Raw genomic sequence first — 26,660 nt, forward strand, 5'->3', positions numbered from 1 at the left:
TGGAATAGATAAAATAAAAACAAAGATATAATCAATGTTTGGATATTAAACAGTACTGACTATAGTCGTTATAACTGTAAAAGTAGCGGCAACATAAAACCTAACCCATTATCTTAGCGAAAACAGCCATAAAATACTACAATGAGCCCGCAACTAACATCATTCAATCATAAAAAACTGTTAAGGATTTAGATATGGGCAATCGTTTAAGCAAAATATATACGCGTACTGGAGATGACGGTAGCACTGGCATGGCAGACGGCAGCCGCGTCAGCAAAGCAGACAATCTATTTAGCGTAATGGGTGATATCGACGAGCTTAACTCACACATTGGTCTGGTACGCGCTCAATTACAGCATAATAAAGGGCAATCTATAGAGAAAGAGTTTTCTCAAGCGTTAGTCATCATTCAGCATTTATTGTTTAATATCGGTGGTGAGCTGGCTATGCCAGAATATGAAGCGTCAATGCCACTCACATTACATGGCTAGAACAGCAAATTGATGCGATGAATACGACCTTGCCGCCGCTGAAAGATTTTATCTTGCCCACAGGTTCGGTATTGGTCAGCCAACTGCACGTTGCGCGTACAGTCTGTCGCCGTGCTGAGCGCCAAGCAGTGCTATTACAACAAGAGCGACCACAAGCGATTCGCAGTACGGCCGTGAGCTTTATCAATCGCTTATCGGATTGGTTGTTTGTCGCTGCTCGCTTTTGTACAGATCCCAACAAAGTCTCTGAAGTCTTATGGGACAGTCAGGTATTACAAAAATTCGCTGATAAAAAATAATTGCGCAGGACTACTTCAGTGGACTAAAACGCTAAAATAACACCCTAGAATCAAGCCCTAGAATTAAGCCCTAGAATAAAATATGAAAAAGCCCGCAACCTTAACACTGCGGGCTTTTTATTGACTAATCGATACTATTCAATCACGACAATATTATTCGAAAACAGCTTAAATCTTACTAATTAGTAAGTAGCGCTGTCATCTTCAATAATGACCATATCGATACTTTCATCTTTAGGTACTGATTTCGGTACGGCTGGTGTGGCTGGGGTTTTAACCTCAGGGGTGGCTGACGCGCTGCTATCCGTATTACTACTGCTTGGATTGTTAATAGTCGGCGGCGTGGCAGGCTGAGTAGGACGAATCGGCTCAACTGGCTTGACTACTTGAGGCTGACGAACGGGTGCTGACTGACTGTCATCGTTTTGTGCTGCACGGCGCTCATTGCTACGTTGGGCGCGCTGCTCATCCATCGCTGATTTAAATACAGAACCTGCCATCACATCGGCGACCACAGTAATCAATGCTGGCTGCCCAGCAATACGTGTGCGTACTTGACCGCCTTGAGTACCAACGACATAAGTAAAGGCATCATCAACCAACATGTTATTGTTGATACGAATGTTATTTTGCGCTAAACGTGATTGTAGCTCGGTAGATTGTTGGCTGCTTGTACTTGACTGGCTTGATACAAATCTTCGCTTGGTAACGTCATGCTCACGCTTGCCTGACAAGTCGTCATACCATTGTCATTGGCTGCTTGTAAGACTGCAGCATTTTGTACATCAATCACAATGCCGTTGGTTTTATTAGTGATAGCGCCGCTAGCGAGACTGATCTCTGCATCATTTGCGTAGTTGGCAGCCAGCGTTTGTGCTTGTTGATTGAGCGTGTTTTTTAGAGCCGTTTTGAGACGATCTTGTACCATTGGGTCATCACAGCTCACCGCAGTAGCTGCGGTGTTTTCAGTAGACGCAGACTCTTGCTCTGTGAGCTCTGCCGTCTCGGTGGTATCTTCCTTCTCTGAGCGATCACAGCCAGCAAGCGCTAAACCACATACCATGCCAATACCAGCCACTTTATACCACTTGCTCACGTTTTTATTTGCTACGCTCATATTTCTTTTGCTCCCAATTTACTAATACGTACCGCCACTGATGGACAGTGATTGATGTTCAAACCGCAACCCTAGCTGCCCTAGGTTTGAAAACCAGATTATTATACGGTGTTTAAATAAAATGTTCATTAGTGTAGCCCATGGATATACAAATAACGTCCCTCATTATAGGTAAAACCTGTATTTAGTTGCAAAAACATAACAAATACATACTTATGAATTCGCTGTAAATACGCTTTTAGACTACCGCGATCAACTAGGGTCTGTTGAATGTTTGACAGACAGTAAACATATTCTAAGATTTCGCTCAGCTCATATCTATAAGGTTTTTGGATAAAAGGAACCACATAGTAATATTGCTCTATCGAGCAAATTTTATTAGACGCTGTTGTTTTAGCACTATATGATTGCGCGTATCACTAACCAACCATATAAATTATGATAAATTTTGAAAACACGCTTTTATTGGGTCATCGCGGTGCGCGCGGCGAAGCATTAGAAAATACCTTTTCAGGCTTTGAGTACGCTCAACGTCTCAACACTCAGGGTTTAGCAGGGGTTGAGTTTGATGTACAACTGAGTGCGGATGGTCATTTAATCGTGTTCCATGATGACACGCTGCAACGCATGTGTGGTCAGCAAGCACGTGTTGATCAGTTAAATCTTGCTGAGATTCAACGCCATTCGCAGTTTGGTCATCAGATTATGACATTAGGCAGGTAGTGCCGTTGCTAAAGGGCTTTACTGATATTGAACTGGAGATTAAAACGCATGACCGTACTGATTATGCTAAATTGGTAAAAGCATTGACACACAACCTCATCGATAGCCCACTTGCCAAACTACCCATTGTGCTGACCAGTTTCGATGTAGAGCTACATGTTCGCTTACAACGTCATCCATTACTAAAGCCTATCTCTCGCGGCTTGCTCATTCGCACACCTGAAGTCTTAATGACTGCACCGAATACCGCCTTGCAACTTGGCTGTATTCAGCTAGGTATCCACTATCCGCTGATTAGTCGAGCAGTCATTAAACATAGCCACTGTCATGGCTTGCCAGTGAGTGCGTGGACGGTCAATGATATTGACACGATTAAACAGCTGATCGCATGGCAAGCTGACGTTATCATCACTGATTATCCAAGTCATTTACTGCTGGGTTAATAAGCATCGCCTTTATTTGATTTATTTAAAATCATCTACATATCTACGGTGTTACTTACACTTCTCCTCAATGCCTGATAAGTCATCCATTATTTTCGTTAATACATTCCATAATCGATACAAGTTATTGTTATTTAGCAATATTTTTACAGTGTATAACTGTTCACTTTATTGATTTTTTAAGGTATCATATAGGCTTAAATTAATACCGCTAGGGATATTATATGATTGCAAAAAAAGCACTTGGCTTACCGCTTAAAGGCTTACGTTTCGCTATCAAATCTGGTGATACGCTTATCAAAGCCGCCAGCACTCAAGCCACACGTTTTAAGACACGTTTTGACGAGAGTAAAACTGCAAGCTCGCTTAATGAGCAGCCTGTTGCCAAACGCAACTACGCTCATGTTGCGGGAGAGCAAGATGTCTCTACTAAAGAAGACAGCATTGATATGCGCGAGTTTGAGTTTACAAAAGCGCCGATCAACTGGATTCCAGCGACTATTCTAGTAGCCACACCTATTGCTGCTGCGATCATTACACCATGGTATTTGTTTACTCATGATGTTAGCGCGCCAGTTTGGGGCGTATTTGGTGCCTTTATGGTATGGACAGGCATTAGTATTACCGCTGGTTACCATCGCCTGCTATCGCATCGTGCTTATAAAGCGCATCCAATCGTCAAAAACTTTTTATTGCTAGGTTCTACCTTTGCCGTACAAGGTTCAGCGTTTGATTGGGTTTCTGGTCACCGTACGCATCATCGTCATGTCGATGACCGCTTAGAAGACCCGTACTCAGCAAAGCGTGGCTTTTTCTTTAGTCATATGGGCTGGATGCTACGCAATTATCCTAGTGGTAAATTTGACTATAAAAATATCCCTGACCTAACCAAAGATAGAACGCTGCAAATTCAGCATAAATATTACGGTTTATGGGTTGCGGCATTGAACATCGGTGTGGTCGCTGCGATTGGTTGGTTATTGGGTGATGTTTGGGGTACTTTGGTCATCGTAGGCTTACTACGTCTGGTACTGACGCACCACTTTACCTTCTTTATTAACTCGCTATGTCATATGTTTGGCACGCGTCCTTATACGGATACCAATACTGCTCGCGATAACTTCTTCTTAGCTATCTTTACGTGGGGTGAGGGTTATCATAACTACCATCACTTCTTCCAATACGATTATCGTAACGGTGTAAAATGGTGGCAGTATGATCCTACTAAATGGTTGATTGCTGGCCTATCAAAGCTGGGCTTAACCAGTGAGCTACGTACCGTTGATGACACCACTATCAAGCATGCAGAAGTACAAATGCAATTTAAAGCGGCTCAGCAGCAAATCGATACAGCAGCAGTAAGCGGCATTGATCTTCCTCATGCGATGAAGAGCTTCCAAGACCGTATTAAGTTTGAATATGATGCCTTTATGCAGACTGTTGAAGAATGGCAAGCACTCAAAGCCAAAACGATTGAGCTGAAAAAGACAGAATATGCCGATCGCTTGCATGAAGTGGAAGATGAGCTAAAGCATGACTATGCCAAAATTGAACAGAAAATCCTTGAGCATAACAGCAACTTAAAAACCGCGTTTCGCTCTATCGGAATCAGTAAAAAAGCGGCATAATCGCTGATTATTAAACTGTATTTTATTACCTTTGTGATGAACGATAATTGTAAAGCTTCTCCTTCCCTCTATCTGCTACAGATAGAGGGATTTTTTGCTCATCTTTTATAGATCGTGTCGAACATTGATTTATAGAAATCAAAAGGACAAGTGGAAGCAATATCTTTGTTTGATAGGCTAAATGCATTCAATATTACTCATGGTTTTTGGGTGTGCTATTACAAGAGATGGACAGAGTGAAATGATGTAATATCAAGGCTATGCTATAGTGCTTTTATTGCCCCTACACTTTACTTATACTTCAAAAGCAGGAACGGCTTGTATGCGCTATCAAAATACCTATGTCAATCTAGACACTCGCCTTTATCATGAGCAACCGCCGACGCCGCTGGACAATCCACGTGCTGGACACTTCAACATGCACGTTGCACAGCAGTTAGGCTGGACAGATGATAAAGATCTGATGATACATTGGGTAGAGATACTTGGTGGTCAATACGTGCCAGCGGATTTTAAGCCATTGGCCATGGTTTATGCGGGTCACCAGTTTGGACAATGGGCAGGTCAATTGGGTGATGGGCGCGGCTTGCTGATGGCACAAGTGCTCGATAACAATAATCAATTGCAAGACTTGCACCTTAAGGGTATTGGTCTGACGCCTTATTCGCGGATGGGTGATGGGCGTGCTGTCTTGCGCAGCACTATTCGCGAGTATTTATGTGGTCATGCCCTTACACAATTAGGTGTTTCTTCCTCTAATGCTTTGGGGTTTGTTGTCTCCGATACGAGGGTGCGCCGTGAGCGTATAGAGGCTGGCGCAGCATTGATGCGCGTGGCTGACAGCCATATTCGCTTAGGTCATATCGAGTGGATTGCCAGCTTTGCGCCCGATTTGCTCGCTGAGTTCACCGATTATATGATCGACACTTATTATCCAGAGTGCCGTGATAGTGACGCTCCGATACTGACATTTTTAACCACGGTGTCGAACGAACTGCACGAATGATCGCTGACTGGCAACTGATTGGCTTTGCTCATGGGGTAATGAATACCGATAACCTCTCTATCACTGGTAGCACCTTAGACTTTGGTCCATTTGGTTTTATGGAGCGTTTTAATCCTGCTTGGATCAACAACCACTCTGATCATACTGGTCGCTACGCTTATCAGAATCAACCTGCTATTGGTCACTGGAATCTCAATGCTTGGCTGCCACATTTTATGCGCTTAGAGGGCGTAACACGTGAGGCGTTAGCAGATTGTCTAGCGCCTTATGAAGCCACATTTATGCAGCACTATCAGCAAGGGCTTTGTCGTAGACTTGGGCTGCCGCATGCAAAAGAGAGTCTAACCTTGGCTTTCGAATGGCTAACCTTGTTAGAAGACAACTTGCTGGACTATACCAATAGCTTCCGTGCGTTACTCGGTTTGGTCGCGCCGAATGAGCACCATTATGAAGAGCAGCTATTGTCAACCATGACGAATGAGCTTAGCGATGATGCCAAACAAGTCTGGCAAGATTGGTCGACTCGTTATATGGCGCAAATACAGCAGCAGCCACTTGAGCAAGTTATCGATGATATGCAGCACAACAATCCTGTTTATGTACTGCGCAATAGTATGGCGCAGCGTGCCATTACGGCAGCAGAACAAGGACAGTTCGAAGAAGTGAGTCGAATATTCGATTTACTGGCTAATCCTTATCAGGTACAAGCAATCGCTACCCTTCTCGATACGATGCCGCCTACCCCACATGCGCCGCAAATGCCGATTAGTTGCTCGTCTTAATGATATGTTATTAAAATGCTATTCTGTAATATTTTGAAACATTATGAGATTAAAGTTGATATTTAACCCTATTTTTTGGCATTATTAATTGGCTAAATAATGAATATCATTTTACTATATTATTCTCGCCGTTCACGGCAGCTGACTAGGCAGTGAATTGGCAATAGTGCTAGAATAACTATTCCACTAGATTACTTTTTTGGCTCAATGCTTAATCGCTAATCCTGACACTTTGAATTATTAACTGTTTAGCGTCACGTTACCCTTAGAGGATTATTATTCCATGATTTTTTGAGGGTAAAACGTTATTTTTATCTCCATTTACTTTATTCCAATTTATTCTAACCATGGCAATTATTATGAATGACGATACCACTTTGAATACGGATAACCTTAGTACAGAAAAAGAGCAGTTTGAACAAGCTGCCTTACATTATCATGAGTTCCCACGTCCAGGCAAAATCTCTGTCACCCCTATTAAGCAGTTGGCAAACCAACGTGACTTAGCACTTGCCTATTCACCAGGTGTGGCAGTTCCTTGTCTTGAGATTCAAAGAGATCCGACGTTAGCGGCTAAATATACCGCCCGTAGCAACTTGGTTGGTGTTATCACCAACGGTACAGCGGTACTGGGTCTAGGTAATATCGGGCCATTGGCATCGAAGCCTGTGATGGAAGGTAAAGGAGTTCTATTCAAAAAATTCGCAGGTATCGACGTTTTTGATATTGAAATTGCACAAAATGATCCAGACAAATTCATCGAGGCAGTTGCTTCTCTTGAGCCTACTTTCGGTGGCATCAATCTAGAAGACATCAAAGCACCAGAATGTTTCAAAATTGAGCGTGAATTACGTAAGCGCATGAACATTCCAGTATTTCACGATGACCAACATGGTACGTCAATCATTGTTGCAGCAGCGATGCTCAACGCGCTATTGATTACTGGCAAAAAAATCGAAGAGATTAAAATCGTCTGTTCAGGTGCTGGTGCCGCCGCCATTTCTTGTTTAGATATTATTTGCGCACTTGGGTGAACAAAAATAATATCTTTGTTTCAGATTCACGCGGTATCATCACCACCATCCGTGAAAATCTTGACGAAACCAAACAGCGCTATGCCCGTGAGACGACTGCGACCACTATCGACGAAGTGATGGATGATGTCGATATGTTCCTTGGTCTATCGATGCCTGGTACGTTATCTGAAGATATGGTTCGCCGTATGGCAAAAGACCCTATCGTCTTTGCACTTGCTAACCCAACGCCTGAGATCATGCCAGAATTGGCGCACGCCGTACGTCCAGATGTCATCATGGCAACGGGTCGCTCAGACTATCCAAACCAAGTAAACAACGCTTTATGCTTCCCTTATATCTTCCGCGGCGCATTAGATGTTGGTGCCACGACTGTTAACGAAGAGATGAAAGTCGCTTGTGTCAGAGCTATCGCTGCGATGGCACACGTTGAAGCAACACCGACCACCAGCGCTAGAAACATTGAAAAAATGCAAAGTTTCGGTCGTGATTACCTGATTCCAGGACCTTTAGAGCCAAACCTAATCATCGAGATCGCGTCTGCGGTCGCTCAAGCTGCAATGGACTCAGGCGTTGCAACCTTACCTATCGCTGATATGCAAGCTTATCGTCAGCGTCTGTCTGAGTTTGTCTATAACTCTGCATTCGTGATGAAACCAATCTTTGCTCGCGCTAAAGCCGATCCAAAGCGTATCGTTTACTGTGAAGGTGAAGACAATAATATCTTACTTGCTGTGCAAGTGGTCGTTGATGAAAAGCTAGCCCAACCTATTTTAATTGGTCGTCCTTCAGTCATCGAAGCCAATATCGAAAAACTAGGGTTACGTCTAAAAGATGGTGTGAACATCTCTATCGTCAATATCGATGACGATCCTCGTTATAAAGACTACTGGCAGGGTTACTACGAGAAGAACAAACGTCTTGGTGTGAGTATTGAACTTGCTCGTCGTGATGTTCGTCGTAAGACCACATTGATCGGCTCACTATTGGTCGAAAATGGCGCTGCAGATGGCATGGTATGTGGTACGTTTAGCCATTATCAGTTGCACTTAAAATATGTACAAAGCGTTATTGGCAAAAAAGAAGGTGTGAACGACTTCTATGCTATGAATGCGGTACTCATGCAAGATCGTAATATTTTCATCGCCGATACTTATATCCACGAAGATCCAACGGCTGAACAATTGGCTGAAATGACTGTCTTGGCGGTTGATCAATTACGTCGCTTTGGTATTACACCACGTGTCGCGCTAGTTTCTCACTCTAACTTTGGCGCCTCAAATCGCACCAGTGCTGTAAAAATGCGCAAGGTCTATGAACTGCTGACAGATATGAATGTAGACTTTGAATTCGACGGCGAGATGCAAGGTGACGCCGCGTTGAATGAACATATTCGTTTAAACAACATGCCATCAAGTCCGTTGAAAGGTGCTGCAAATCTGCTCATCTTACCAACACTTGACGCCTCAAATATTGCCTTTAACTTACTCAAGACAGCAACTGGTAGCGCCTCTATTGGTCCTATTTTATTAGGTACTAGCAAACCGGTACATATTCTCACACCATCAGCAACTGCACGTGGTATCGTCAATATGACGGCTCTTTCCGTTACTGAAGCTCAAGATTTGGCGAGCGAAAATCAGTAATTCATCCTGCGCTACCTAGTAGTATGTGTTATCAAGATGGTCTCTATTATTCATTTATAGAGACCGTCTGCTATACTAAAACCAGTCAATGCTATTAAATAGCGTTGGCTGGTTTTTTTGCTTGTTATACATTGGCTAAGACGCAACGTAGCCTTATTCAGTAACAGTCATCACTGGCTCAATAAAAATAAAAGATAGAGGCATTTATGCAAATTTACCTTGTCGGCGGCGCGGTACGCGATCAACTGATAGCACGTCCTATTAAAGATAAAGATTTTGTCGTCGTTGGTGCAACTGTTGCAGAAATGCTTGATGCAGGGTTCCAGCAAGTGGGTGCAGATTTCCCTGTATTTTTGCATCCTAGTAGCCATGAAGAATACGCACTGGCACGCACTGAACGCAAAGAAGGCTTGGGGTATAAAGGCTTTAGCGTACATGCCAGTCCTGACGTCAGCTTAAAAGAGGATCTACAACGTCGAGACTTGACGATTAATGCCATGGCGATAGAAGTCACCAGCTTAACTGATGATACGCCTATCAACGGTGACGTCATTGACTATTATGGTGGCATGGCTGATATAGAAAGCAAAACCTTGCGTCATGTCTCCGATGCATTTAGCGAAGACCCTCTACGAGTGCTTCGAACCGCTCGCTTCTATAGCCGTTATTATGACCTAGGTTTTGTCATTGCTGATGAAACTTTGACGTTGATGCGCCAATTGGTTGACTCTGGAGAGCTTGCACATTTAAGTGCAGAGCGTATTTGGCAAGAATCTAGCCGTGCAACCATGCAGCTATCGCCGCAGGTATACTGGCAACAACTGTTTAAGATTGGTGCGCTCATAGAATATTTTGCCCCACTACATGAAGCTTGGACTAATACTCAGATACGTGAAACGGTACAGACGGCGCTATATTTCGCAGGGCAAATGCGATTGAATCTATCACAGCGCTGGGCACTATTAATGGCAAGTCTTAATTCACTTTTATTTGCCTCAGAAAATAAATATGAAAACGTGAATAAAGCAGCCAATATAAAAGGTATCAATGATATAGGCAACGCCGCTAAGGTACCAAAGGCACACACTCAATTTTCGACTCTCTTCGCTCAGCAAGCCATAAAGCTAAGCACAATAAACCATTTAAGCGCGGCTGAAAAAATTGACCTCATACAAACTTGCGGCGCTCATAAAGAGCCTGATAAGTTATCGCAGCTATTAGTGACCAGCCACGTGTTGCAATTGGCAACACAGCACCGTCAGATGATGCTAGCGCTGAATAGCTTTCATGCCATTCGTATGCAGGATATTGACTCAGCGCTAACAGGCTCTGCGATTGGTACGGCATTACGACAAGCCAGAATTGAGCACTTGCAAGTACGAAACCAATGTTAAGAAAATTTAAAAAGGTGCAGCAGCGCGATATCATTGACTCAATTCCTATGCAGCGTATAGGTCGACCTGACGAGATTGCCCATCATGTGTTGTACCTAATACAGGCCAATTATATTACTGCTGAGATTATTACTGTTGATGGTGGTCGCAGCCTGATACTGGCTGGTGGTCATATTTGATAGAAAAGTAGAGCATCATAAAAAATATCTTGATTACTACCTATCTTTTACTTGAAAAATTAAAAAATTCAGGTATCATTGTCCGTCTAGCGTTAGGCCCATAGCTCAGTTGGTTAGAGCAGAGGACTCATAATCCTTTGGTCGTAGGTTCAAGTCCTACTGGGCCCACCAAATTCAAACCCTTACAGTCATTAACTTGTAAGGGTTTTTTATTGTCTAGAATTTAATAGAAAACAATCATTGAACTGTGCTGAAGAATCGGTAAAAGTAAACTTGGTAAACTAATGGATTGAATAGCAGTAAAAAAAGGTTGCCAACACTATATGCAATATAGCGTTAGCAACCTTTTTTCATTTAGTGTTTTACTTAGATAATGTGCTTAATATTAGAATTTGTTATATCTAATTTCTAACATTAGAAAGAAGTACGGCGATAATTACGATATTCAGGTAACCAAAAATTCGCTTTTAATCGACGTTGTAAATTCTCCGCTGTGATAGGTAGTGCTAGCTTATCTTGAGCCGCTTGCAATGCCACTGCATACGCTATTTTTTCACTAATCTCTCTGATAACTTTAATCGGCGGTAGTATGGCACCAGGTGCTTTTTCGTATTCCATTGATATATCTGCAAGGGCTTGGCTTGCCGCCATGAGCATATTATCGCTAATACCCGTCGCCCTTGCTGCTAAAACACCCAGACCAATCCCGGGAAAAATATAGCTGTTATTACACTGAGAAACCTCGAAAGACTGACCTTCAAAAGTGGTATGAGGGAAAGGGCTACCTGTTGCAACAATTGCCTTACCCTTGCTCCAATTAGTCACTTCTTGCGGTGTTGCTTCCACACGAGACGTGGGGTTTGAAAGTGGTAATACAATAGGATGTTCAGTATTAACACACAAGGATTCGATCACCTCTTGGGTGAACAGACCTTTTTGCCCACTGACACCAAACAATACGGTTATTTTTGCTTGTTTAACCACTTGCGCTAAACCGAGTTTCTTACTTTTATCCCAGCTTTCAATAGCGGATTCTTTTTGTACTAACGGTTCTTGGAATTTTTGTAGCTCCGTCATGTTATCAGTAAGTAGGCCATAGCGGTCAACCATAAATACTTGGCTGCGAGCCTGCGCCTCCGTTAACCCTTCACGCTGCATTTGGCGAATGATATGTTCAGCAATACCGCAACCAGCAGACCCTGCGCCTAAAAATGCTATTTTTTGTTGGCTAAGCTTTTGGCCTTATTTAAGCACGCGGCAATCAAGGTACCGACTGAAACCGCAGCAGTACCCTGAATGTCATCATTGAAGCAGCATAATTGGTCACGATATTTATTCAATAATGGTGTCGCATTTTCTTGGGCAAAATCTTCAAATTGTAATAATGCTTCTGGCCAACGACGTTTAACGGCTTGAATGAATAAGTCGACAAACTCATTATACTCATCACCAGAAATGCGTGGGTTTCTCCAACCCATGTACATAGGATCGTCAAGTAGCTGTTGGTTATTGGTACCAACATCCAACAAAATTGGTAGGCAATAAGCTGGGCTAATACCACCACAAGCGGTATACAAAGCCAATTTACCAATGGGAATACCCATACCACCAATGCCTTGATCCCCTAAGCCTAATATACGTTCGCCGTCAGTGACAACGATTACCTTCACGTTTTGCTTGGTGGCATTTTGCAGCATGTCATCGATTTTATGGCGCTCAGGATATGAGATAAACAAACCGCGTTTACGGCGATAAATCTGCGAGAATTTTTCACATGCTTGACCCACGGTTGGGGTATAAATGAGCGGCATGACTTCTTCAATATGCTGCTCAATCAGATGGTGAAATAAGGTTTCATTGGTATCTTGGATGTTACGCAAGTAAATATGCTTATCCATATCATTAGTGAATGAGCGCAGTTGATGATAAGCGCGTAGTGATTGCTCTTCAATTGTCTCAATATTATGAGGTAATAGCCCAGTTAAATTAAAGCTATCACGCTCTTCTGATGAAAAAGCACTGCCTTTATTTAGTAAAGGAGTCTCTAAAAGAGCGGGGCCTGCAACGGGAATATATAAAGGACGCTTGTTTGACATAATGTAATCTTCTTATTAAAGGCATATGAGTGAAAGCCATACTGAGTGAAAGCTATGCTAGTGCTGCATTATACATAGCATCTACTGGTATTTAACAATAGATAACAAAATCATTTTGAATGAACATGGCTCTAAAGGTGATGACACGAATACATTGACCTAGAAATATAGATGTATTTAGCTTTCACCCCAAATTTTTATAAAAAAGGGTTTTTTATTATTGGGTGTTTTCTATGAGATTTCATACAATCAAAGCCGCTACCTTTATTGATGTCACTATAGTCGATTCAATTTAAAAGTAGTACAAGGCAACCGAGTGTAGATGTATATTAAATACTTCAAGCGAGGCTAACGCTGTAATGCTTTTATAGTGGAATGACTATATTGACGGCGGTATTTATAGGAATTCTTGTTAAGCAGATAAGTAATCTGCCAATATGACTTTTATTATCACTACGATATTTTTCAATTATTCAACGTATCACTATCAATACGACCATCAACCAAATTAATCGTTCGATCGCAAGATGCTGATAAGCGTGGATCATGAGTGACCAGCAATACTGCGCAATCACGTTCCTGATTCACTTTGCGGAACAGCTCAAACACCTCCCCTGCCGTCACGGTATCCAGATTACCTGTAGGTTCATCAGCCAATAGCAATGCCGGTTCGGTTATCAAGGCGCGTGCAATAGCGACACGCTGTTGCTGACCACCTGATAGCTCGTTAGGCTTACTGTCAGCAAAGCGCTCTAACCCAACCGCTGCCAGTAGCTCGCGCGCTTTTTGGATAGCACGCTTATTTGGACGACCCCTTGTCAATGTTAGCGGCATTAAGATATTGTCTAATGCGCTAAACGCTTGAATCAGATGATGAAATTGAAAGACAAAGCCAATACTACTACCACGCAAAGCGGTGCGACCGGCATCATTCATAGCACTGGTCGCTTGACCCAACAGATATAGCTCACCGCTGGTTGGCTGATCTAGTAACCCTAGTACATTTAGTAAAGTGCTTTTACCTGAACCAGAAGGACCAATCAGGGCAGCAAAGTCGTTATTGCTGATGGTTAAGTCAATACCGTGCAGCACCTCAATCTCATTAGGTTGACCGATGTTATAAGACTTTTTTAGTGCCTCTAAACGCAGAACTTCGTGAGATTGACTGGACATAGGAGTTGACGTCTTATTAAAAGGATTGGCAGAAACATCTTTAAAGTCACTGTTAAAGTCATTATTAAAAGTGTCGCTAGAATCATGATTAGACATAACGAATAGCCACCACTGGATCAAGTGCTGCTGCGCGCCGCGCTGGAATAGCAGCTGCTATCACACCAGTTAGCGTTGCTAACGACATAGTCACTAAGATCAGGTTTATCGATATGGGAATTGTAAATATGTCGGGCCCAAAAGTATTAAAAGACCAGACCAATATATAACTGACACCACTACCGACAATCGAGCCTAGCAAGCCAAATATAGCCCCTTGAATTAAGAATATTCGTAGGATTTGCTGACGAGTTGCACCCATGGCTCGTAAGATACCAATCTCGCGCGTACGCTGAACCACACTGACCGACAGCACACTGGCAATACCAAAAGCCACCGAGATCGCCACAAAAACAACAATCATATTGCTAGATAAACTTTGAGCCGTGAGACCACTCAGCAGCTGGGCGTTGGTTTGAATCCAGCTTTCTGCTTGCAGTGAGGTCAAACGACCCACTTGTGCAGCGATTTCCTCCGCCTCAAAGATATCTTCAACCGTCAAATCAATGACTGTGATACCGCCCGGTAGGTTGAGTAATGACTGCGCTTGTTTTAGGTCTAGATACACGTAGCGCGCATCAAGCTCTCGTACGCCGAGCTCAAATATACCAGCGATATTGACTACAGCACTGTTGTTATTAAGGTTGCTACCAAGGTTGTTACTCAGATTATTACTGGGACTACTATCTTGACCCGTATCCAAACGTAATTTGCTGCCGACCTCTACACCCAAATCTTTAGCCAGTTCACTACCAATCAATACATTATCTGCGCCCACTCGCAGCTCACCACTGATTAAGTACTCATCAAGTGGGATTATATTCTGATAGCGCGCCAAGTCAGTACCTACTAGTATCACCGACTCTAATGCCTCACCACGCCGGACAAACCCAGGCCCAGACACGTTTGGCGATACAGCAGTTAACAAGGGCAGTTGATCCAGCGTATCAGTGATTTGCTGCCAATTATTAATAGAACGTAGCCGCTGTGGACGCTTGTCTTCTTGTATCAGTTGCAGCGTATCCTCAGCAGACGGCGCTATTAGGTTGACTTCGTCTGGCGCTACTAAGCGAATATGTGCCTGACTGCCGAGGGTGCTTTCAATAAGGTTGGTCTGCAATCCTTGAATGAGTGCGGTGATAAATATAATAACGGCAACACCTATCGCCACTCCCAGAGTAATCATCAACGACTGTACTCGTCCCTCACGCAAAAAACTAATGGCGATATTGGCATCAATCCATAGTCTACCGAAAAAAGCCGTCAATTGACTGTCTCCGCTGCTTGGCTCTTATCACTTGCCGTTGTTATCTTGTCAGCATCAAGAGCGGCAAAAGGTGCTGCTTGAAGCGCAGTTCTCACTCTTTTTCCATCAGCCAGTGAGACTGTCGCATCAACCAATATCTCATCACCTGCGCTCAGTCCTGAGAGCACCTCTGATGCTGATAGCCCGCGTAACCCTAATTTCACTACTTGACGTTGTGTTTTACCATCACGCAATAATAATACTTCGGCGCTGTCTTCTTTAACATTGGCTAGTGCATCATTAGGAATGACTAAGGCTTTTGCGCGTTGATCCGTTTCGATATTCACTGATACCGTCATATCTTGACGCAAAAAATCAGGTACAGGATCGACGGACAATCTCACCTCTACCGTACCGCGTTGCGGATCTATACTTGGTGCAATGAAACTAATACGTACGGGGAACGGTTTATCCGGATAGGCATCAGCAATAGCGACAGCTGGTTGCTGCAAAGCCAATCGAGATAAATTACGTTCATCAAGCGGTACTCTTATTTCAGTTTTACCATCGAGGGCAATAGTAAACAAGCTTTGACCTGGCTGTACCAAATCGCCTACCTCGATATTACGGGTCAGAATAGTACCTGATACTTTGCTACGTACTTGCGCTTTGTTGAGCTGAGCCTGCAATGCTGCGATACGAGCACGTAATAAATCTTCTTCAACACCACCAGAGGAGAGTGCATTCGCTCTCAGGCGTGCATTTTCAAGGTTATTGCGTGCTTGGGCTTGGGCTTGAATCGCCTGCTCCATTTCCTCATCAGAGATGGCCGAGATAGCAGCCAATTCGCGCCTACGCTCGACATTACGGTCAGCTTGCGCCAACGCTACTTCGGCATTGGTCAAGTCCACCACTGCTTGTGGACGAGTGCTACTAATCAATTCCGCCAACTCGGCTTCTGCTTGCCGCACTTGGGCTGCAACGTCATCGGAGCTTAGTACCAACAACAAATCTCCTGCAGCGACTTGTTCGCCTTCTGCTACCCGTCGTTCTAATACGACACCTGATATCTCGCTACCAATGTCAGTATTTGATACGGCAACGACCCGTCCAGTCGCTACGACCGTCTGCACCAAAGGCATCGAAGATATTCTATAGCTTGGTAATAGTGGTCCTTGCCACCAGCGAAAGGCAAAAAATCCCGCAATAATGATGAGCAGTAGTGCGCTAACAATCAGTTTATAAGGAATAGCGCGCAATGAGTTTCTCCCGTTCAGAACAAATACCTAGTGGTTTACAGTTTCTACTAAATCCAATCGTTATGCGAGTTTACTGCAACATTTTTTAGGTTTAAAATCATTTATTAACTGAAAATCATCCTGTTAGTATGGTTATATTTTGCATGGTTATATTAAGAGCATTTGCTTCTCTACAATAGTTAAGATGTAAAAAACCTTCATGCTATTATTTATATAGCATGAAGGGTTTTTTATTACCGAATAAATCAGTGCGATAGATACAGATTAAAAAGCCAAGTTAATCATCAAATACCTATCGTAAAGTCAAAATAATAACTCAAGTGCTCAGAATCATACAAACACCAAACCATCTTCAGTTTGATGCACCTTAATATCAACATCATAAACATCGCTTAATTGCGGGCGTGTCATCACTTCACTGGGCGTTCCTTGTGCAACAATTTGTCCACCGCTTAATAGCACCACTTCATCAGTATAGCGATGCGCATGGGTCAAATCATGCAACACAACCAAGATACTTTTGCGCTGCTGTCGTACCAAATTATGCAAATAATGCAGTAAAAAACGCTGATGGCGGATATCGAGATGATTGGTCGGTTCATCAAACATCATGATTTTAGTATCTTGCATTAGCGCCCTTACGATAGCCAAGCGCTGCTTTTCACCGCCTGATAAGGTTTGCACGCGGGCACTGACCAAACTTGATAACTCAAAGTCTTGTAGTAAACGTTGCGCGCGCTCAACATGATGGCTATTTGGGCGCTGATACCATGCAAGATTTGGCGAGACTCCTAACAGCGCATAATCCAGTACCGTTAACGGCAGCTCAAAACGCTCATGTTGTCCAACCCAAGCGAAATGTGACCATCCGTTTTAAGCGCGGTTCCTGTGTGTTGACCTAAAACCGTATGCAGCAACGTACTTTTACCCGCGCCATTTGGTCCGATAAATGCGACCAACTTTTGACTTGGTACGGTTAGTTTGTCTATCTTTAACAATGTTTTATGACCATGCGAGATATGAATATCTTGCATCGACAACAGCTCGCCTGCATCACTACTCTTGATATCACTACTATTTATACGACTGTCTAGACTCGCTGGTGATGTCTTTGATATAGCCGTAAAAAATGAATGAAACATAAATACTCTCTCCAATTAGCGGCGGCTACTACGCACAAACAGCCAAATAAAGAATGGACCGCCAAGCAACGCTAAAACGATGCCAACGGGCACATCCACTGGATAAGCAACATGCCGCGCAGCGCCATCAATGACGAGTAATAATATCGCCCCAAGCCAGCCAGACCAAATCATGAGACGCATACGTCCGCCGCCAAACAGAATAGCCAGCAGGTTTGGCACCATCATGCCAATAAAACCAATGACGCCTGCCAGAGACACCGCTGCCCCTGTCAGTAATGCCGAGGCAATCACGACCAAACAACGAACCATACCCACTTTGATACCCAAGGACTTAGCGGCTGCCTCACCAAGCATCAGCCGTCCAACTGGCGACCTAATGGCAATAAAATCGCTAAGCCTAAAACCATAGAAATAATTGAATATCGCAGCGGTACAAAGCCCGCTTCTGCCATACTGCCTGACAGCCAATTGGTCGCGGAACGCAGCACCATGTCATCAGACATGAATAAAATCAGGCTGACCACCGCGGCACAAAAAGCACTGATGACAAACCCCAATATCAGCAAGCCCATCTGCCCACCGCCCAAAAATCGATGACAAGCGAGAATAAATAAACAGACCAATACGCTTCCGGTAAACGCAGCAAGCGGTATCCCAATGCCCCCAAACCCCAATGCCAGAACCAAAACAACACCAAGCGCTGCGCCACCTGACGTACCGATTAAGCTAGGGTCCGCTAAAGGATTCTCAAATAAAGCCTGTAATGCTGCACCACTAACTGACAACGCCATACCAACCAGTAATGCCGTCACCACACGCGGATAACGCAGCTGCCAGATGGTGTCATCAAGATGATTGGGAATTGACCATTCGCCAAAGCCAATACCAAGCGCCAACCAAATTAGCAACAAAGATATGACTGCGGCTGTAATATAGTAGATGCTAAGTTTGTGTTTTCCAGTTTGTATAGGGATAGAAGCAGAAATCATATTTGCCATGTGAGATGTCATTTTGTTGAATATAAGATAAATTATTTTTACTTAGGCTATTTTGCTACAGCGTTCAGCTTTTTTAAGACGTCAGGCGAATGCAAGCCGTAACGCAGAAAATCATCAGCTGGCCAAAAGTGTACGCCGCCCTTCTTGCCTGCGACACTTGCTGCAATCTCTGGACGTTTACTAAATTTACTGACCCCGCCAACCACTGCCTGATTATGATCGGCAATAATAATCACATCGGGCTTGGCTGCCAGCCAGCCTTCACGTGACATGGGTTTTAACCCAGATACATTGGCAGCATTTATCCCACCCGCACGGCGAATCAACTCATCCCCTACCGTACCCTTACCTGCAACGATACGACCATCGTAACTTAATAAATAACGCTTACCCGTCTTTGCCATTGGACTCATCCCTGTATTCCAACGCTTCGCAAGCTGCGACCCTTCAGATTTTTTATCCACGTAACTGCCAATTGTTTTAATACTATTGGCAAAGGTATTTACTTCTTCTTTAGGCGCGACATTGATGGCTTTAACTTTTAAGCCGTTTAAGCGCTGATAAATACTCGCAGGCTGCACCATATAACTGCCGAGCACCAAATCAGGCTTGACCGACAACACTGACTCGGCGGTGATATTACGGTGCATACCCACGGCTGGCACGCTCTTTAACGCTGGATTATGATTGGTTGCATCTTTACCAACCAATTTATCGGTCGCTCCTAGTGCCACCACGACGTCTGCAACATCGGGACTCATCGCGACAATACGCTCATAAGCTTGGGCAGAAAGTGAGGGCACGGCAAATGCGCCAATAATGGCAGCAGTACTGATAGCCCGACTCATCAATTTTTTATTTATCACTGAATGAGTGATTACTGTTTTTGATAATGCAGAAGACATAAGCATTCCTAATTTGCTAACGTAAAAAATGACACTATTAACAGAACCATTAACGTGTATGAAGCATCCCAAATAACTCACACAACAGCTATGACTTATCCGTTATGTGAGTGTCAATATTGCAAAATTTGCTGATTTTTTATGACGGGTTTACACGCTCTCTTCTTCAGCCATTGCAACTGCTGCTAAGGCTTCTGCATATGGATGCGCTTCGATGACCTTTGATACAATTTGCTGCCATGCTTCAAGCTCAGGCGTGCCTTCAATACGCTGACCGAACACACTAAAGATACTGACGCCGTGATCATCAAACCTTCGATACAAGTCACGATACCGTCTTTGGTTGGACGCTTAACGCTCCACAGTTGCGCCAATGCTTTGTCTTTTAAATGCAGCGTAAAGTCATTATGGTCTTTATCTAAAATATTGAACCAATCGCCCATGCGCTTGAGCGTCTGCACGGTGCCAGTCTGAATCTGCACGAGTCCGCTATTACCAACAAATATCATAATCGGGCATTTGGCATCCCGCGCTTGCTCAAATACCGCTTCGACCGCGCTAATATCAAGCTGCTGCGTCATCTGCTCTGGTGCTTGATGGTAGCTACTAGCACGATCGATATCGAGATTTTTTAATAATGAGTGGAATTGATGCACGTCTGTCATCGCCTGCCAGCCTTGTTGTAACTGCGTACGCTCCTCTTCACTTAATGCCTTGTAACGCCAGTCATTCAGTGGTTCTTGTGCCTCTAACGTCAGCGTCTCATTATTCACCGTTTGCTGCTGCTCCTGTATCATCGCTTGCCAACGCGCAATAGTTTCAGCGCTTAACTCTCGTAGATACACTTTATCGATAGCAGCACCTTGGGCGTTATAAAACTGAATACTATAAGAGGGTTTATCCGCGCGGCTGGTATCCGTTACCGCCAGCATATGCTGCCATTGCCACATAAAGAATCGCAAATCTAGACCACCCACATTGAGTGCCAATCCCATCTTTTCGCCAAGCTTAAGATTGTGATATGGCGCGGTTTTTTCATGCACGGCCAACTCGTTTCTGACGATGCTTTCCATGTCACCAAAGTTCTCAAATTGCTGTAATACAGCTTTGCACTGATCACCCATATACTGACTATAAGGGGATGCTAACATCAGCTCAAATTCGCTGACACCTAGCGCAGCCGCTCCTTCTGTGGGAAATAGCATCGGTGTTTTTGCTTTTAATGCTTGGTACTGTTGCCACAGCTCAGTATTTTTTTTGGTTAACGATAGCGGTTGACTCATGATGGTCTCCATAAAATGAATAGCAGTAAAAAAGCCAATGATCTTGGCTATGTAGTATTGAGATATGAATATCTTCAGAAAATAGCAGCGACGATGACTATGATTGATATTTGATAAAAATAATGCCTGCTGTACTACAATGCTTGCAATGATGCAGCAAGGATGTATTTATCAAACAGACTTTTAGCAATTATCGCTTTTAATTCATCATTTATAATTTTGTCTCTAGGCTTCGGACGAAATCATTATGGCAACATTTTCTCACTTTGTAAATAATAATAATTATCATTTACATCTTGATAATTATTATCGTTTGAAATACTATATCTGGGCTTTGTTACTTAATCTAGTGAATCAAGTAACCAAACCTTTAATAATTAATACTATGAAAAGGTCGCTTTAGATCACTCTTTTTGTAGCAAAAGGTCTTTAAGTAACACGACTTTCTTACTCTCTCTTTTTACGATGGCTGTTTTATTTATGTCAATTTTAGCGTTTAATTTATCGTTGACTCATACGGGACTAAACACCCATCCTTCACCGCTGCGTCGTAGCCCACTAGCCATAAGTGTGGCATTAGCATTGTTTGCATTCACGTCAGTTTCAGCCCAAGCAGCGCCAATTTTGCAGAGACGAATGGTGATATGCCCGACGATGCAGCCATGCCGAGCACACGTTTAGACCCTATAGTGGTAACGGCGACTCGCTCTGAGCGCGCTTTAAGTGATGCGCCAGTTGCCCTGCAAGTACTCAGTCGCCAGCAGCTCGATGACAACCATGCGCATACTTTAAAAGAAGCGCTAGCCTTGTTGCCCAATGTTTACTTACGTGAAGTCCACGGCAAGACAGGTTACGAAGTCAGCATGCAAGGCTTCACAGGTGATCAAGTATTGGTGTTGATTGATGGTTTACCGATCACAGCCAGCACTGGCTCGACAGTAAACTTGAATCAATATATGAATATGGATATCGAACAAATAGAAGTGGTGCAAGGAGCGGCGTCAGCGCAGTTTGGTAGCGCGGCGATGGGTGGCGTCATTAATATCATCACCAAACCCATTGGCGCGGCAACAGGACATATCACCACCGAGATTGCCAGCAATGGTCGGCAAAATCCATCTGGTAAAAAGTTAGATTCTAACAAACGCTATGTAGAAGCCAGCGTGGAAGGGGCATTAGATAAAAACCAGCGCTTTCATGCGCGTCTATCAGGCTCGTATCTGGATAATAATGGGCTAAGCTTAGACCATGAAGCATGGCCCAGATTAAAAGATGCCAGTGAGCAATCACAAATCAGTGCCCGATTTAGCTACCGCCCGGACGGTAAAGGCATATCAGACAATGACGATAGTAGCAACGATAGCCGAATGGTCAAAAATGCTCAGTATTGGCTAGAGGCCAGCCACTATAAAGAAGACGATATCAGCCGTTTTAATTACTATGTCGCGCCGCGCTATTTGGCACAGCAAAGAGATGAGCAAATCACCAAGCAGCGCTTTAGTATCGGGGCGCGCGCTGATATCGCGCCGCATGTCGATGATCGCAGCAGGACTTATCGATTGTCCGCTCAAGCGCTGCATGAGGAATATCAAAGCGAATCCAATACTAAAACACAGCAAGCCATCACTAGTGCCCGTGATACAGAGATTAGTACGACGTTGGCGCAAGCCCAGCTCGACTTACCTGAGCTATTGCTATCCGATAAGCACCTTCATCTTATCCAAGTCGGCGGTCAGGTTCAGCAAGACAAGTTAAGCCAAACGAAAAACCAAGTCAGCGAGCTTATCAGCGATGACGTCAGCCGTGATGTCGGTGAGCTGTATCTACAAGATGATTGGCTGATCGGCGATAACTGGGAAGTATTGAGCGGTATTCGCTATCAAAACGATGAAGACTTTGGTGGTCATACGGCGCCAAAAATATCACTTAAATACAACCATTTGGATGCCAGCGGTCGTGACCATGTCTTTCGTAGCAGTATTGGCGGTGGTTATCGCGTGCCCAATCTAAAAGAACGCTACTACGTCTTTGACCATAGCAATTTAGGTTATAAAGTCATGGGCAATCCTGACTTGCAGCCTGAAACCTCAACCAGTTACCAGATCGGCTATCAAGGTCAACTGAGCGACACCGTGAATTTGACGGTCAATGGTTTTTATAACGAGATAGATGACCTGATCCAAACCGATGAAGACAACGCTACCTTCGACGGTAACATCGCCATTTATAAATATATGAACGTTGATAGCGCCAAAACTTATGGCGGCGATATTGGCCTTGACTGGCAAGTGGACGAGCGCGCCAAACTGCAAGCTAGCTATGCTTATTTAAAAACGCATAACAATGTGACGGATACCGAACTGACCTATAAGCCCAATCACAAAGCGATGCTAGCACTAGATTATCAGCTTAATGACAAATTACAGCTAATCCCGCGCCTCAATTATGAATCCAAACAGCTGATTAGTACCAGCGAGCAAGCGTATTCACCGTCTTGGTGGACACTCGATAGCAAGCTCAATTATGACGCAACTGCAAACTTGAGCTTGTATGCAGCGATTAATAATATCTTTGATGTGCAGCGTGATGTCACCGATACCAGTGACTACCGTCCCATTGATAATCGTGAGTGGTTACTTGGCGCCAGCTACCATTGGTAAGCCTTTAATTCACAATCATTCTAAAGCAAGTGTATTTGTACCGCTATTTTTACCCTTATTTTGTACCCTCTATCTGAAACCACAACCATCAAGGAAGCTGATATGACCCCAATTCTCCCAGCAGTTCACACCAAGCCGACCAGATTGGCATTACTTTTTAGCGGCAGCCTGTTAGCACTCAGCATGACTGGCTGCGGTGGCGGCGGTGATGGTACAAGTAGTGATAGTAACGGTAATGGCGGTAACACGCCGCCTGTTAGCACTGCCAGCTTTAACGAAACGGCTACTTGGCAAATCACCAATCTAGCGCCTGATACTGCAACCTGTTATGACTTTGATGCCAAAGCTGAAAGCTCGTGTGCTGAGGATAAGTGGGATATCAAGTTTGATAACCAAGCGCGTTCGGTCAAGCTTTGGTCAAATAGCGGTGATTCTGGCGCGGGTTTGGGCGGCGTTTTTGGTTTAATCGATTGGTCAGATCTGAGTCGTTATAGCAATGCAACTCAAGATCCTGATACCAGTCGTGATATTACCATGCACTACAATGAAGACCGTAGTGGTGGTATTTTTGATGCACAGCCTTGGTTTGAATACAATTTAAAAGACAACCATCAGCTCTACCCGAACAATCGTGTCTACCTTGTCACCACAGATAATAGCAGTGCCATGACAGACAGCAGCGTCCAGCAGCCTATTTATGCCATGCAGATTACCAACTATTATAATAATGCTGGAACCTCGGGCTACCCTACTCTGCGCTGGATTGATACGGCGCTACCGAACAAGGTACAGACGAAAACTATCGATGCCTCAAACAATGATAACTGGGTCTATTTTGATCTAACCACAGGACAAAGTAGCACCGATAAAAACAGCACTTGGCAGATTGGCTTTAAGCGTAATAGCGTCATTTTAAATGGTGGCGATTCTGCGATTGGCACTGATAAAGGCAAAGTTGGTGGCTTCTTATCAAAAACACCAATAGGGTATTATGATGATAAAGGTGAACCCATTGTCAGCAAGTTTATGACCGATGGTAGTGCGGCGACTTTAACCGACCTTACCAACACCGCTGTGTACGATAAACCGATGAGTGCCAGAAGCTGGGTCATTGATAGTAAAGGCTCGGATCTCAATCCTGCTTATACGGGTAATTTTCCGAACCTAGACTTTGGCTGGTATACCTACAATGGCATGACACATCAACTAAATGCCAAAGCGGTTGACAGCGCTCAAGGCGCGCTCATTAGATCCGCTGAAGGCAATAGCTATGCCCGCGTGCGTTTGGATAAAATCAATTACCCTGATAGCTCAGCGACGACTGCGACCTCATGGGAATTTAAAATAGACATTCAACCTGCTCCTTAACACTCTACTGTTCGACTTTAGCTCGCCCAACCCTTTTTTGTAAGCTATCAAACCTTGCAAAACGGTTGGGCGATCACGTTTATACACAGTCTAAGAGTCACCACTGCCAATTATTACAAGAAAAATATTAGTCATTCGCTGATACTAGACCGTTTATGATTGTAAATAAATTAACCTATGGTATATTATCGTAATAAAAATCTAGGTGATATTAATAATCATTAACATTTGAATGTTTTATGCTTATTAACTATTATAGTTCCATCTTACCTTTAATCAGCAGTCAATCATTTTAAAAAAAATTCTGCTGAATAACTATTTGAATTCTGGCTTGGATGACATCTTATGGCTCAACCACTTACTCAGTACGATTTCGATAAAACACCGCTCGACATGGCTGACAAAGCCCAGTTTATGAGTCATGTCAATGAAGAGCATCAAGATGAACTCGCGATGTTTATCAATGCCTTTACTACCACGGCAGTGAGTGAGCACGAGATCGCCTCGATAACAGAGCTGTATACTGATGGGATATTAATGGATGTCACAACCACCAATCATGACAACGATACCTTGACAAACAGCACCAAGCTCAGCCGTCAATATTTTATCGATTTTACAGTTCCTATTAGTGACTCTATGACGCTACAAGAGCAATATATAACGCTATTGCAAACATCTGCCAATAAGCTTGGCAAGCGCACGATTAAGCTTCAAGAACAGCGTTTTACGGTCATTAATGGCTATTATGCCAGCCCCAATATGTATCGACTGCTGGTAACCGCACCCGATAGTACGCCACTCACTCATCCGGGCTACGCGTATTTGTTTGAGCTAGATGCGAACGGTCTATCTGCTACAAAGCACCAGCCCAAAGATAGCGACAAACCTTTGCAGCGCTACTATACCTTGCGAAAAGCATGGCGAGATTCGAGCAGCTCGTCTGTCCAAGCGTGGATAGACGTTTATACTCATGGCGACACGGCAGGAGGCAATTGGGCGCGTGCACTTGACTGTGGCAGTCAAATCAAAACGGTACGTGAATATCCAGAGAAAATAGAACATCTCAGCACTGGTCAGTGCTTACTCATCTGTGATGAAACCTCTTTGCCTACGGTGGCCAATCTATTGGAAAACTGGCAGAATCCTTTACCGCCTCTTGTCATTGCCATCACTAAGGATTCAGACGATATCCGTTATCTACATACCCTAACGCTCAGTAATCAACTACGCCATAATGCGAATTTTTTGCAAGATAATGTGTGCCAGCTGATGAATACCCCAACAACTGATATTACTGAACAAATAATGGCATTATTAAATACACAATTTGCGCGACTGCCTGTCAAAATTGACAAAGTATGGGGCGCGCTGGAAGCAGCGGATATCAAATCATTACGACAGCAACTAAAAACAAACCTTGGGCTATCACGTCAGGATATGGTCATTAAAGTCTATTGGCGTGCGCAATAAGCATTATGTTTTTTATAAGTGGCATATCTCTGTAAACAGCAGACATTTAATAAATAGTAAGCATTTAGTAAATAATAGGTATTTAGACACTTACCAACCACTTGTGCTGACTGCTAAATTGAGCTAATAACAATCGTTGCTGCTGGTATAGCGCGACTTATCAACTTTAGACGACTTACTACTTTGCCTAACAAAAACGTACACTTAACACGATAA

At 43.6% G+C, this 26,660-nt stretch carries 15 protein-coding genes, 1 tRNA gene and 6 pseudogenes; 12 read left to right on the top strand and 10 right to left on the bottom strand.

Going from position 1 to position 26,660, the window contains the following annotated elements; genetic code table 11:
- Positions 1-194: 194 nt before the first annotated feature.
- A pseudogene (locus tag TT12_RS09525) lies at positions 195-790 on the top strand (cob(I)yrinic acid a,c-diamide adenosyltransferase).
- A 182-nt stretch (positions 791-972) separates the two neighbouring features.
- Here TT12_RS09525 and TT12_RS17255 read toward each other — a convergent pair.
- Complete coding sequence (locus TT12_RS17255) at positions 973-1,524, bottom strand: hypothetical protein (protein ID WP_243443555.1); 552 nt, start codon at positions 1,522-1,524, stop codon at positions 973-975.
- Complete coding sequence (locus TT12_RS17260; RefSeq protein ID WP_243443556.1) at positions 1,425-1,907, bottom strand: hypothetical protein; 483 nt, start codon at positions 1,905-1,907, stop codon at positions 1,425-1,427. The genes TT12_RS17255 and TT12_RS17260 overlap by 100 nt, the downstream gene beginning before the upstream one ends.
- Before the next feature lie 438 nt (positions 1,908-2,345).
- Here TT12_RS17260 and TT12_RS17265 point away from each other — a divergent pair, with 438 nt between their 5' ends.
- From TT12_RS17265 to TT12_RS09565, 8 genes and pseudogenes are all read left to right on the top strand, one after another.
- Positions 2,346-2,630 (top strand): glycerophosphodiester phosphodiesterase, encoded by a 285-nt coding sequence (locus TT12_RS17265; RefSeq protein ID WP_243443557.1) that lies wholly within the window; start codon positions 2,346-2,348, stop codon positions 2,628-2,630.
- Positions 2,630-3,073 (top strand): glycerophosphodiester phosphodiesterase, encoded by a 444-nt coding sequence (locus TT12_RS17270; protein ID WP_243443558.1) that lies wholly within the window; start codon positions 2,630-2,632, stop codon positions 3,071-3,073. Before TT12_RS17265 ends, TT12_RS17270 begins: the two co-directional genes overlap by 1 nt.
- 449 nt (positions 3,074-3,522) lie before the next feature.
- Positions 3,523-4,701: an acyl-CoA desaturase gene (locus TT12_RS09540; protein ID WP_201604763.1), complete on the top strand. Its 1,179-nt coding sequence runs from the start codon at positions 3,523-3,525 to the stop codon at positions 4,699-4,701.
- A gap of 322 nt (positions 4,702-5,023) precedes the next feature.
- Positions 5,024-6,489, top strand: a pseudogene (locus tag TT12_RS09545) (protein adenylyltransferase SelO).
- Positions 6,490-6,836: 347 nt separating this feature from the next.
- Positions 6,837-9,169: pseudogene (locus TT12_RS09550) on the top strand (NADP-dependent malic enzyme).
- 206 nt (positions 9,170-9,375) lie between these two features.
- Positions 9,376-10,563: a tRNA nucleotidyltransferase/poly(A) polymerase-related protein gene (locus TT12_RS09555; protein ID WP_045454302.1), complete on the top strand. Its 1,188-nt coding sequence runs from the start codon at positions 9,376-9,378 to the stop codon at positions 10,561-10,563.
- Positions 10,557-10,742 (top strand): SDR family oxidoreductase, encoded by a 186-nt coding sequence (locus TT12_RS09560; RefSeq protein ID WP_045454305.1) that lies wholly within the window; start codon positions 10,557-10,559, stop codon positions 10,740-10,742. The genes TT12_RS09555 and TT12_RS09560 overlap by 7 nt, the downstream gene beginning before the upstream one ends.
- A gap of 94 nt (positions 10,743-10,836) precedes the next feature.
- Positions 10,837-10,913: transfer RNA gene (locus tag TT12_RS09565), tRNA-Ile, on the top strand.
- A 243-nt stretch (positions 10,914-11,156) separates the two neighbouring features.
- Here TT12_RS09565 and TT12_RS09570 read toward each other — a convergent pair.
- The 8 genes and pseudogenes from TT12_RS09570 to TT12_RS09610 all read right to left on the bottom strand — a co-directional run bounded on the left by TT12_RS09570 (position 11,157) and on the right by TT12_RS09610 (position 20,943).
- A pseudogene (locus tag TT12_RS09570) lies at positions 11,157-12,838 on the bottom strand (NAD-dependent malic enzyme).
- Between the two features lie 465 nt (positions 12,839-13,303).
- Positions 13,304-14,011 carry an ABC transporter ATP-binding protein gene (locus TT12_RS09575; protein WP_045454396.1) on the bottom strand — a complete coding sequence of 236 codons (708 nt, stop codon included), beginning with the start codon at positions 14,009-14,011 and terminating at the stop codon, positions 13,304-13,306.
- 88 nt (positions 14,012-14,099) lie between these two features.
- Positions 14,100-15,374, bottom strand: a complete 1,275-nt coding sequence (locus TT12_RS09580) for an ABC transporter permease (protein ID WP_227678953.1) — start codon at positions 15,372-15,374, stop codon at positions 14,100-14,102.
- The gene (locus TT12_RS09585; protein ID WP_045454308.1) at positions 15,371-16,612 is read right to left on the bottom strand and encodes an efflux RND transporter periplasmic adaptor subunit; all 1,242 of its coding nucleotides are present in this window, start codon (positions 16,610-16,612) and stop codon (positions 15,371-15,373) included. The genes TT12_RS09580 and TT12_RS09585 overlap by 4 nt, the downstream gene beginning before the upstream one ends.
- 330 nt (positions 16,613-16,942) lie before the next feature.
- Positions 16,943-17,754 (bottom strand): annotated as a pseudogene (locus tag TT12_RS19125) (ABC transporter ATP-binding protein).
- Positions 17,755-17,769: 15 nt separating this feature from the next.
- Positions 17,770-18,767: pseudogene (locus TT12_RS09600) on the bottom strand (FecCD family ABC transporter permease).
- Positions 18,768-18,802: 35 nt separating this feature from the next.
- Positions 18,803-19,660, bottom strand: coding sequence for a heme/hemin ABC transporter substrate-binding protein (locus TT12_RS09605; RefSeq protein WP_243443559.1), 858 nt, complete (start codon positions 19,658-19,660; stop codon positions 18,803-18,805).
- A gap of 185 nt (positions 19,661-19,845) precedes the next feature.
- Positions 19,846-20,943 carry a ChuX/HutX family heme-like substrate-binding protein gene (locus tag TT12_RS09610; protein WP_207804040.1) on the bottom strand — a complete coding sequence of 366 codons (1,098 nt, stop codon included), beginning with the start codon at positions 20,941-20,943 and terminating at the stop codon, positions 19,846-19,848.
- A 644-nt stretch (positions 20,944-21,587) separates the two neighbouring features.
- On the opposite strand from TT12_RS09610, the gene TT12_RS09615 reads away from it, so the two are divergent.
- The 3 genes from TT12_RS09615 (at position 21,588) to TT12_RS09625 (ending at position 26,444) form a co-directional block, all read left to right on the top strand.
- On the top strand, positions 21,588-23,603 hold the full coding sequence (locus TT12_RS09615; RefSeq protein ID WP_207804041.1) for a TonB-dependent receptor plug domain-containing protein: 2,016 nt from the start codon (positions 21,588-21,590) through the stop codon (positions 23,601-23,603).
- Positions 23,604-23,705: 102 nt separating this feature from the next.
- Positions 23,706-24,971 (top strand): HmuY family protein, encoded by a 1,266-nt coding sequence (locus TT12_RS09620; protein WP_045454318.1) that lies wholly within the window; start codon positions 23,706-23,708, stop codon positions 24,969-24,971.
- A gap of 345 nt (positions 24,972-25,316) precedes the next feature.
- A complete protein-coding gene (locus TT12_RS09625) occupies positions 25,317-26,444 on the top strand; it encodes a siderophore-interacting protein (protein WP_045454321.1) in 1,128 nt (375 codons plus the stop codon).
- Positions 26,445-26,660: the final 216 nt, after the last annotated feature.

The sequence above is a fragment of the Psychrobacter sp. JCM 18903 genome (assembly GCF_000586475.1).
GTDB lineage: Bacteria > Pseudomonadota > Gammaproteobacteria > Pseudomonadales > Moraxellaceae > Psychrobacter.